At 67.2% G+C, this 9,614-nt stretch carries 10 protein-coding genes and 1 tRNA gene; 7 read left to right on the top strand and 4 right to left on the bottom strand.

Features of this window, described 5'->3' with window-relative positions; translation table 11 throughout:
- Positions 1–262: 262 nt before the first annotated feature.
- A complete protein-coding gene (locus WB508_RS09415; protein WP_423844627.1) occupies positions 263–1,279 on the top strand; it encodes an adenosine deaminase in 1,017 nt (338 codons plus the stop codon).
- 125 nt (positions 1,280–1,404) lie between these two features.
- On the opposite strand, the gene WB508_RS09410 is transcribed toward WB508_RS09415, so the two are convergent.
- The gene (locus WB508_RS09410; protein WP_423844626.1) at positions 1,405–3,027 is read right to left on the bottom strand and encodes a diacylglycerol kinase family protein; all 1,623 of its coding nucleotides are present in this window, start codon (positions 3,025–3,027) and stop codon (positions 1,405–1,407) included.
- Between the two features lie 95 nt (positions 3,028–3,122).
- Between WB508_RS09410 and serS the strand changes: the two genes are divergently transcribed.
- Entirely contained in the window at positions 3,123–4,391 is a 1,269-nt protein-coding gene (gene serS / locus WB508_RS09405) for a serine--tRNA ligase (RefSeq protein ID WP_423844625.1), read from the top strand.
- Entirely contained in the window at positions 4,388–5,167 is a 780-nt protein-coding gene (locus WB508_RS09400; RefSeq protein ID WP_423844624.1) for an HAD family hydrolase, read from the top strand. Before serS ends, WB508_RS09400 begins: the two co-directional genes overlap by 4 nt.
- A 17-nt stretch (positions 5,168–5,184) precedes the next feature.
- Here the strand turns inward: WB508_RS09400 and WB508_RS09395 are convergent, their stop codons facing one another.
- From WB508_RS09395 to WB508_RS09385, 3 genes are read right to left on the bottom strand one after another with little or no spacing between them, the layout of a single operon-like run.
- Complete coding sequence (locus WB508_RS09395) at positions 5,185–5,742, bottom strand: WhiB family transcriptional regulator (RefSeq protein ID WP_423844623.1); 558 nt, start codon at positions 5,740–5,742, stop codon at positions 5,185–5,187.
- Positions 5,743–5,774: 32 nt separating this feature from the next.
- Positions 5,775–6,314 carry a bacterial proteasome activator family protein gene (locus WB508_RS09390; RefSeq protein WP_423844622.1) on the bottom strand — a complete coding sequence of 180 codons (540 nt, stop codon included), beginning with the start codon at positions 6,312–6,314 and terminating at the stop codon, positions 5,775–5,777.
- 20 nt (positions 6,315–6,334) lie between these two features.
- Entirely contained in the window at positions 6,335–7,306 is a 972-nt protein-coding gene (locus WB508_RS09385) for an NAD(P)H-quinone oxidoreductase (protein ID WP_423844621.1), read from the bottom strand.
- A 91-nt stretch (positions 7,307–7,397) separates the two neighbouring features.
- Here WB508_RS09385 and WB508_RS09380 point away from each other — a divergent pair, with 91 nt between their 5' ends.
- From WB508_RS09380 to WB508_RS09365, 4 genes are all read left to right on the top strand, one after another.
- Positions 7,398–8,159: a carbon-nitrogen hydrolase family protein gene (locus WB508_RS09380; RefSeq protein ID WP_423844620.1), complete on the top strand. Its 762-nt coding sequence runs from the start codon at positions 7,398–7,400 to the stop codon at positions 8,157–8,159.
- Entirely contained in the window at positions 8,159–9,211 is a 1,053-nt protein-coding gene (locus WB508_RS09375) for a hypothetical protein (protein WP_423844619.1), read from the top strand. The genes WB508_RS09380 and WB508_RS09375 overlap by 1 nt, the downstream gene beginning before the upstream one ends.
- 35 nt (positions 9,212–9,246) lie before the next feature.
- Positions 9,247–9,335, top strand: a tRNA-Ser gene (locus tag WB508_RS09370).
- A gap of 4 nt (positions 9,336–9,339) precedes the next feature.
- Positions 9,340–9,614 (top strand): hypothetical protein (locus tag WB508_RS09365; RefSeq protein ID WP_423844618.1); only part of this gene is annotated, 275 nt, incomplete at its 3' end.

The following is a 9,614-nucleotide window of genomic DNA, read 5'->3' as shown; positions in this document are numbered from 1 at the left end:
CGTCTGCGTGTATTCGGCCGCCAAACGGTCTGAGAAGGCCAGCATCTCGGCCCACTCGGCGTGCTCAGCCCGGGCTCGGGAAGACGCGGCAGCAGTGAGTCGCTGCACCTGATTTCCCTGCGATTGCTGCATGTATCCAATCTAGAGGACCCCTCCGACAGTCCATTCCAGACGATCCTGGTTGTCCACCGGCTCACCGTCTCGGCGAGCAGGAGGTGGCATGGTCACCGCGTTCTGGGCGGTTCGTGGAAGACTCGGCGGCGTGACTGATCTGACCTCGTTCATCGCCGGACTGCCCAAGGCCGAGCTGCATGTCCATCACGTCGGTTCGGCATCGATGGACACCGTCGCCACCCTCGCGGAGCGTCATGCCGGCAGCACGAACGTGCCCACCGACCCGGCCGCGCTCGCCGAGTTCTTCACCTTCACCGACTTCGGGCACTTCATCGAGATCTATCTGGCAACCGTCGATCTGTTGCGGACGCCTGAGGACCTGTGGATGCTGACCCACGACGTGGCGCGCGACCTGGCCGCGCAGAACGTGCGGTACGTCGAGCTGACCTGCACCCCCTACACGTCGATGGCCCTCGGCATCAGTGCCGAGGCCTACGTGGAGGCGCTGGAGGACGCTCGGCGGCGGGCGGAGGTCGACTTCGGCCTGACGATGCGCTGGATCTTCGACATTCCGGGCGAGTCGGGAATACCGGCCGCGGACGTGACGCTGGACGTCGCCACCCGGCTGCAGCCCGATGGCTTGATCGGATTCGGGTTGGGCGGACCCGAGGTCGGGGTTCCACGTCCGCAGTTCAAGCCGCACTTCGATGCCGCCCGCGCCGCCGGTCTGCACAGCCTGCCGCACGCCGGGGAGTCCACCGGACCGCAGACGATCATCGATGCCCTCGATCTGCTGGGCGCCGAGCGGATCGGTCACGGCATCACCGCGGCGCAGGACCCGGCGCTCATGCAACGGCTCGCCGATGAGCACATCGTGCTGGAGATCTCGCCGACGTCCAACGTCTGCACGCGGTCCGTGCCGTCGATGGAGGAGCACCCGCTGGCCACTCTCGTGGCCGCCGGCGTGCCCGTGACGATCAACTCCGACGACCCGCCGATGTTCGGCACCACCTTGAATCGCGAGTATCAGGTCGCCGCCGACCTGCTCGGGCTCGACGAGACGGGGGTGGCCGATCTGGCCCGCGCCGCCGTGCGTGCCTCCTTTGCCGAGCGCTCCGTGATGAGCAAGATCTTGGCGGAGATCGACGACTACAGCCGAACGTGATCTGACTCCACGAAGTGAGCGGGCCGATCCGCCAGGCGGGGTCGTGCTCGCCCCACTCCATCTGAATCGGAACTGGCTCGACCGAGCAGTCCGACGTGTCAGTTCACCTGGTCCGCCTCGAGGGCTTACCAGCGCTGGGGAACGGGAGCGACGGGGGACAGAGGTACTCGGACCAGCAGGACGCCGGGCTGCACCTCGGCATGGATCTCCTTGCCCTCGCCCACGGCGTCGCCGTCGAGTTGCATCGGCACGGGTCGCTCGGCCTTGATGACGACCTTGTGCCCCGTGAGCCGATCGAGCCTGTCGTTGGTTCGCTTCTGACGCCCCATCACCCGCACGATGATGGCCAGCCAACCCAGGAACCGCTTGGGCGCGAGAACGACCACGTCGAGCTGGCCGTCATCGATCTGGGCGTCAGGCAGCAAGGGAATGCCGCCCTGCAGGAAGCCCACGTTGCCAATGACGACGGTCCGGGCGCGGAACTTCTTGAACTCGCCATCGTCAACCGCGATCTGCACCTTCATGGCCGGATATCGTGCCGCCTTGACGCCGGAGACGAAGTAGGCGAGCCAACCAACCTTCTCCTTGAGCTGATCATTGACGCCGGTCATGATCGCGGCGTCCATCCCCAGACCGGCCATCACGAGGAAGGACGTGTCGATCCCTGTGTCAGTACCGAAGGCGCCGAGATCGATGGCCTTGTCCTGGCCGTCGAAGACGACGTCCAGGGCGTCGCGCGTGTTGAGCGGGATGCTGAGATTGCGGGCGAGCAGGTTTCCCGTGCCGTGCGGCAGGATGCCGACGGCGATGCCGGTCTTGGCGGCCTCCTCGCAGACGGCGCGGACGGTGCCGTCGCCGCCCGCAGCCACGATCAGGTCGACGCCAGCGCGCAGCGCCTCTGCGGCTTGCCCGTGACCGATGTCCTCGATCGTGGTCTCGAACCAGAGCGGTGCGCTCCATCCGCGCGCCGCGGCAACGGCCGTGGTGCGGGTCTTGAAGTCCTCGACGTCGCCGACTTTGATGGGGTTCAGCACCACCGCCACCTGCTTGGTCCCGGCGCCGGTGAGCATGGCGAGCTCGGTGGGGAATCGGACCGTGTCGGAGACGATCAGCACCCATAGGCCGAGGGTGACGCCGACGCCGAACACCAGACCGGCGGCGACGTCTGAGGTCCAGTGCACGCCGAGCAGAACCCGGCTGGCCGCGACGAACAGACCGAGTACGGAGAAGATCGCGATGAGGATGCGTCGCCGCCAACCCCGGCCGGTCAGCACGATCGTGACCAGGATGGCCACGGTGAAGAACATGCCTGCGCCAGCGGCGTGGCCGCTGGGGAACGAGTACCCGCCGATGTCGTTGAGGGTGCCGACCGTGAGCGGACGCTCACGACGAAACACCAGCTTGAGCAGCGCATTGCCCGCCAAGGCGGTGGCACCGCTGGCCACGATCCAGATCCCGATGCGGCGCTCGCGCTGCCACAGAGCATGGGCCAGGAAGCCGACCAGTCCGATGATGCAGCCCACCGTGCTGAATGCGACGGCGGCGCTGTTGAGCAGGTCAACGAAGCGGGGGCGGTCGACGCTGAACTCGAACGCCCGCAGGGCTACGCCTTCGTCGATCGGACCGACCGGCCACCACTGGTTCAAGGCGAAGACCGCCAGGAGCGTGAAGATCGCACCCAGGACGCCCAACACGACCAGCAGCACGGCTGGCCGCTCAGGGGTGGCTCGGCGCAGGTCGAACGACACGGGGCTCCCTCCGGCACTGACAGGTCGACCAAGGGTAATGGACAGCGCGCCCGCGGGGTGCCTGTGGCTGCGAAGCCGGCGATAGGGTGGGAACCGTGATTGACGCCCGGCTCCTGCGTGACGACCCTGACATGATCCGCGCGGCCCAGCGGCGACGCGGCGCACCCGAGGAGATCGTCGACCAGCTGGTGAGTCGCGACGAGCAGCGGCGCTCGTCAATTGTGGCCTTCGAGGCCCTGCGGTCGGAGCAGAAGAAGCTGGGCGCGCTGATCCCCCGGGCCCAGGGCGATGAGAAACAGGCCCTGCTGGCGCAGACCAAGGAGCTCAGCGCCCGGGTCAAGCAGGCGGAGGCCGATCAGGGAGCAGCCGCGGCTGAATTCGACCAGCTGCTCAAGCAGCTGCCCAACCTCGCGGCGCCCGAGGCGCCTCCGGGTGGCGAGGACAATTTCGTCGTGCTCGACACGGTCGGCACCCCACGCGACTTCGCAGCAGAAGGATTCGACCCGCGCGATCACCTCGAGCTTGGCGAGATGCTTGGCGCCATCGACACCGAGCGTGGCGCCAAGGTCAGCGGTGCCCGTTTCTACTACCTCACCGGCGTTGGAGCCCAGCTGGAGCTCGCCTTGACCCAGCTGGCCATGGCGAAGGCCGCCGAGTGGGGGTTCATTCCCATGATTCCCCCGGCGCTGGTCAAGCCCAGCGCCATGGAGGGCACCGGTTTTCTCGGCCAGGCCGCCGACGATGTCTACTACCTCGAGCGGGACGAGCTGTACCTGGTCGGTACGTCGGAAGTGCCGCTCGCGGCGTACCACTCCGAGGAGATCCTCGATGCCGCCTCGCTCCCGCTGCGCTATGCCGCCTTCAGTCCCTGCTTCCGCCGCGAAGCCGGTTCGTACGGCAAGGACACCCGCGGCATCTTCCGCGTGCACTGGTTCGACAAGGTCGAGATGTTCGTCTACACGACCGTCGAGGAGTCCTATGCCGAGCACGAGCGAATCCTCGGGTGGGAGCGCGCCTGGCTCGATGCTCTCGAGCTGCCGTATCGCGTCATCGACGTGGCCGCAGGTGACCTCGGCCTGTCGGCGATCCGCAAGTTCGACTGCGAGGCGTGGATCCCGAGTCAGGGCAAGTACCGCGAGGTTTCCTCGGCTTCCAACTGCACCGAGTTCCAGGCTCGCCGTCTCGACACCCGAGTGCGCACCTCGGACGGCATGACGCCGGCCGCCACGCTCAACGGCACCCTGTGTGCCATGACCCGCACCATCATCGCGCTGCTGGAGAACGGGCAGCAGGCCGACGGCTCCATCCGGATGCCCGCCGCTCTGCACCCGCTGCTCGGCGAGGTGCTGAGGCCGCGCACGTGACCTGGCGTCCACGCATGATCGCGCTCGACGTCGACGGCACGCTGGTCGATCACGACAACCAGATGAGCCCCGTCGTCCGCGACGCGGTGCTGGCCATGCACGACTCGGGGGTGGAGGTCGTCATCTCGACCGGCCGGGCTGTCCCCGGCGTCCTGAACACCGCCGCCAAGCTGGGCCTCGACGGCTACGCCATCGCCAGCAACGGTGCTCTGGTCATCTCACATCAACCGGTCAAGATCCTGAACTCCATCACGTTCGACGCCTCGGAGGCGGTGCATCGCATCATCGAGCACATGCCCGACGCCCTGGTGGCCGTGGAGGAGGTGGGCGTGGGGTACCGGGTCAGCCAACCGTTCCCGTCCGGGGAGATCAACGGCACGATGACCGTACAGACCATCGACGAGCTGCTCAGCGAGCCCGTCACCCGCGTCGTGATCCGAGCGCCCGAGCGCAGCGCGGACGACTTCCACCGTTTGGTCGCCGATCTTGGTCTGCACGACACCAACTACTACGTCGGCTACACCGCGTGGCTCGACATCGCCCCTGAAGGCGTGTCGAAGGCATCAGGACTGGAGTGGCTGTGCGAACGGCGCGGCATCGACCGCTCCGACGTGCTCGCGGTCGGTGATGGCAACAACGATGCCGAGATGCTGCTCTGGGCGGGCCGGGGCGTGGCCATGGGCCAAGCTCCTGAGTCGCTGAAGGTCGCTGCCGACGCAGTCACCGGAAACGTCGATGACGACGGCCTCGCCACCGAGCTGCACCGCTACCTCTGAGCCCCTGTGGGGGTCGGTCAGGCGGCGCTGCTGGACTCGAGCCGGTCGAAGCAGTCAAGGACGGCCTCGACGGTGGGTGCTGTGCGCGTGGCCGGTTCGACGGCTCGGGACAGCGCTTCGTCCTCGCGAGCCCGTCGCAGATGCCGCTTGATGGTCGATGTGGAGCAGCCGAGGCGGTCGGCCAGCTGCAGGCACGTGTCCTTGGGATAGGCCTGCCGGATCGCGATGACGGAATCCCGGCTGATCGGCCCGCCGCCGACGTGGGGGATCCCCATCGCAGCCGGGGTCATCTCGACGTCGATGCCCAGCTCGCGGCGGATGCTTCGGCGATCGCGTTCGGTGGTGCACGCAACGAATCCGGACACATCGACTTCGACGACTGCCCGGTACAGGCACTCGATCATCAGCGGGCAACCGGCACACTGGCGGTGCACTTCGGCTCGGCGCTCGGTGAACTGCGCCCACTCGCTCGCGGTCATGTCACGCCGCGAAGGCGGATGGTGCAGCGTCTCGTGCTGGTACACCTCCGGCGCGTTGGCGCACGGCGGCAGAATCGTGTCGGGCACGATGGTCATGGGCTCCCTCTCCCGTCGCATCATGACCAATGCTAGAGGTACATGCCTCCAGACGCAGATGAATGCGATGAAGTATCCGAATCGTCACCGTTGGTTTCGTTTGGACCCGGTAGAGCCAGCCTCATGTTCTGGAACTGGTGCTGTGCCTGCACCTGCTGGGCGTACAGGGCCGCTTGGATGCCGTGGAACAGTCCCTCCAGCCAGCCGACCAGCTGCGCCTGGGCCACGCGCAGCTCTGATTCCGACGGTGCTGCGTCCTCGAACGGCAGGCTCAGTCGCTCCAGCTCCTCGACCAGCTCGGGCGCCAGTCCGTCCTGCAGCTCCTTGATCGACTGCACGTGGATGTCGCGCAGGCGGGTTCGTCCGGCCGCGTCGAGCGGGGCGGCCTTCACCTCGTCGAGCAGCTGACGCACCATGCTGCCGATCCGCATGACCTTGGCCGGTTGCTCGACCAGATCGCCCAGCGAGGTGCCGGACTCCCTCGCCGCGGCGACGATCTGATGTCCGTCCGGACCGATGACTTGGTGTGGAGGTGTGGCCTCGTCGGACGGGGAATCGTTGGATGTCGTCATTCGTCCAGCCTAACGAGCCGTCAGAGGGTCAGCAGAACCTTGCCCGTGTGACTGGAGTCCTCCAGCATCTGATGGGCCTCGCGCACCTGCTCCAGACCGAACGTGGCGTGCACGATCGGCCGCACGGTCTGTTCGGCCAGCAGCGGCCAGACCTGCGCCACCATGGCAGACACGATCGCCGCCTTCTCGGCCGACGGGCGTGCGCGCAGCGACGTGGCCATCACAGCGGCCCGCTTGGCCAGCAGCGCGCCGATGTCCAGCTCGGCCTTGATCCCGCCCTGCAGACCGATGACCACCAGGCGGCCAGCGGTCGCGAGCACCGCGATATTCGATTGCAGGTACTTGGCGCCGATGATGTCGAGGATGACATCGGCGGCCATGTCGTGCGCTGCCATCTGCTCAGCAAAGTCCTCGGTGCGGTAGTTGACGACCAGGTCGGCTCCAAGCCCGCGACAGAAGTCGGCCTTCTCGTCCGATCCGACGGTGGTGACGACCGTGGTGCCGAAGGCCTTGCACAGCTGGATGCCCATCGTGCCGATGCCGCTGGCACCGCCGTGCAGCAGGACGGTCTCGCCATGTTGCAGCTTGCCCATCATGAAGACGTTGGACCACACCGTGGAGGCGACCTCCATCAGCGCACCGGCCTCGACCAGGCTCACGCCGCGGGGGACCGTGGCCACCTGACCGGCGGGAACGACGACGTACTCGGCGTAGCCGCCCCCGCTGAGCAGTGCGCACACCTGGGTTCCGGCCGGAAAGTCGGTCACTCCCTCGCCGGTGGCCGCGATCTCGCCGGAGCACTCGAGCCCGAGCACATCGGTGGCGCCGGACGGCGGATCGTAGAATCCGCGTCTTTGCAACAGATCGGCGCGGTTGACCCCGGCAGCCGTGATCTTGATCAGGACTTCGCCGGGTCCGGGTTCAGGGACCGGCCGGTCGACGACGTCGAGGGCCTCGACACCGCCGGGACTCTGGACGACGACGGCACGCATGGGGGTCACCGTAGCGTGTCCCAGCTGGACCGCAACGGGTCTCTGGCTGAGTCAGCCGGTCACCTGCCAAGATGGAAATATGCGTGTCGCGGTGCTTCAGTTCGTCTCAGCCTTGGATTCGGCGACCAACCGTACGCGGATCGGCGAACGGTTGGAGGCCTTGCCCGGCGACCTCGATCTGGTGGTCCTGCCCGAGGGAGCGATGCACGACTTCGGCGAACCGGGTCACGATCTGTCCGCCGTGGCCGAGGCGCTGGACGGTCCGTTCGTCACGATGCTGGCCACCCATGCACGTCGCCTCGGTGCCACGATCGTCGCCGGCATGTTCGAGTCGACCGACACGTTGCCGTTCAACACGCTGGTGGTCATCGGCCCAGACGGGTCGCGGCGCGACACGTACCGCAAGGTGCATCTGTACGACTCGTTCGGATATCGCGAGTCGGATCGACTGGCACCCGGTGACGTGACGCCCGTCGTCATCGATGTCGCTGGCATGTGCGTCGGACTGATGACGTGCTACGACCTGCGGTTCCCCGAACTGGCTCGCGCCCTCGTCGACGACGGGGCGGACGTGTTGCTGGTTCCCGCCGCGTGGGTGGCTGGCCAGCACAAGCTGCACCACTGGCAGACGTTGCTCGCGGCCCGTGCGATCGAGAACACGGTCTTCGTGGTGGCCCCCGCACAAGGCGGTGACCGCTACACGGGTCACTCGTTGGCTCTGGACCCGATGGGACTTGTCCTGGGCGAGGCTGGTGCCGATGACGAGACCATCGTGGTGGAGATCGATCGCCACGAGATCGAGGCGGTGCGCGAGGTCAACCCCTCGCTGAGCAATCGCCGGATGCCCACCTGATGGCGACCCAGCAGGGCGGCCGGCGTCGCCTGGACTCCTCGGTTCCGCAGGACTACGACGTCCCGACCCGGGTGGCCCGGATCGCGTCGCCACGGATTGCGTACCTCGTGATGTCGTCCTTCGTCGTGTTGTGGCTCGTTGGCGTCGCTGGCGCGGGAACTGCCGTGGTGGCGGTCGGAACACCCGAGTGGATCCAGCGACCGTCGGCGGCTCTGCTGATGGTCGTGTTCACCGTGGCACTGGTGCATCGCGGCGGCGGTCACATGAGGCTGTGGATCCCCCCGACCGCGCTCTTGGCCATCGTGACCGTGGCGGTGGAGAACAACACGCTGCTCGCCTCGGCAGCAGTGTTGACCGGCGCGACGGCTGCGGTGTGGGCTGTGCTGGTCACGCGACCGGCAGATGGTGTGGTGCGCGCCGTCGCGGAGTTCTTGATAGCCATCGTGGTGGCGCTCAGCGGCACGCTCGCGGTGGCCGCATGGAGTCCGCCAGTCGACTACCAACGCTTCAACCTGATCGTGGTGGGCATCTCGCTGGCGCTGGCCATCGGGCTGGTGTGGGGGCTCGGCGCAGGCCTGCACGGCATGGGGCGCCAGAATTTCGCCATTCTCGTGGGGGTCGCGTTGGCCCTGGTTCTCGTGCTCGCCTACAGCAGCTTCGTGCGCACGCACGGCTCGCAGACGGTGGTCGACCTGTTCACCAACTCAGTGATCTGGACCCGCGAGACGTTTGGGGGGGTACCGCGGCCGGTGGAGGTGTTGTTGGGCTTCCCTGCCCTTCTGGTGGGAGTGTCGGTGCGTTCGCAGCGGCGCGAGGGGTGGTGGATTCTGGTGTTTGCCGTGGTCGGCACGTCGGTGCTGACGACCTCGTTGGTCACGCCTGGCGCCTTTCCGTCGTACATCGGTCTGTCGACGTTGTACTCCGTCGTGCTCGGACTCCTGATCGGGCTGGGCGTGCGCACGCAGGTCATGACGCAGCGATCCTCGCGGGCCGCCCGCCAGATCGAGCCGTTGAGCCGCGTGGAACCGGGCAGGTTCGCGCCCTTGAAGTAGGGAGTGGAACAATGGCGCAGTCCCCTCGGGGGCAAGGAGGGGTGCCGGAGCGGCCGAACGGAACCGCCTTGAAAGCGGTCACTGGCAGAAATGTCAGTCGCGGGTTCAAATCCCGCCCCCTCTGCTTGATGAGCTATCGACTGGACCGACGTTTCGTGCTGCAGGGCATCGGCATCAATTTGCTGGTGGCCGCTGCCGCCTTGTCCGTGACCACGGTCGTGACTGCGCCGTGGGTGCGGTTGCTGGGCGGAGTGATCGCTCTGGTGCTGTTCGTGCGCGCCGTCATGCTGTGGGTGTGGCCGCCCGTGGTGGCGCGCACGGACACCGAGGGCGTCACGCTCGGCGGCCCCCTGACCATCCGACCGGTGGCGATCACGTGGACCGACGTCGAGAACGTCTCCTC

Origin of the sequence: Aeromicrobium sp., from assembly GCF_049586495.1 — a bacterium.
Classification (GTDB): domain Bacteria; phylum Actinomycetota; class Actinomycetes; order Propionibacteriales; family Nocardioidaceae; genus Aeromicrobium.
The sequence above is the reverse complement of the archived record's forward strand: the minus strand, read 5'-3'. Positions and strand labels throughout refer to the sequence as shown.

Excerpts from the sequence above, each read along its gene's own strand:
- WB508_RS09385 (WP_423844621.1), bottom strand. The coding sequence starts at position 7,306 with ATGCGTGCCGTCGTCGTCCAGAGTCCCGGCGGTGTCGAGGCCCTCGAC.
- WB508_RS09390 (WP_423844622.1), bottom strand. The coding sequence starts at position 6,314 with ATGACGACATCCAACGATTCCCCGTCCGACGAGGCCACACCTCCACAC.
- WB508_RS09375 (WP_423844619.1), top strand. The coding sequence starts at position 8,159 with ATGGCGACCCAGCAGGGCGGCCGGCGTCGCCTGGACTCCTCGGTTCCG.
- WB508_RS09395 (WP_423844623.1), bottom strand. The coding sequence starts at position 5,742 with ATGACCATCGTGCCCGACACGATTCTGCCGCCGTGCGCCAACGCGCCG.